Genomic DNA, 231 nt, shown 5'->3' with positions numbered 1-231 from the left:
GGTTTCATCAATGAACAGGCTATTCAAACTTGCGGCCATGAGCGCAGCGTCGGTCGTGGTCCCGGGTACGGCCACGGCGGCGGTGATCTTCGAACGCGCCACGGGCGCCACCAACATCGTCGTGCGGGTCGATGGTGGCCGTCCCGACGTGTCGTCGATCAATGACGGGATCACCGCCCCCGGAACGCTGTCGATCGTCGATGCGGCCAGTCGGATGGGAACATCCTCGAC

1 protein-coding gene is annotated in these 231 nt (G+C 64.1%); it reads left to right on the top strand.

The annotated features are described in order from the left end of the window. Window positions 1–37 precede the first annotated feature (37 nt). The coding region (locus AC0IYH_RS34275) for a hypothetical protein (RefSeq protein ID WP_471838960.1) at window positions 38–231 on the top strand (194 nt) is incomplete at its 3' end.

The sequence above is a fragment of the Pseudomonas sp. AC463 genome (assembly GCF_979253585.1).
This window is presented reverse-complemented; position numbering and strand designations above follow the sequence as displayed.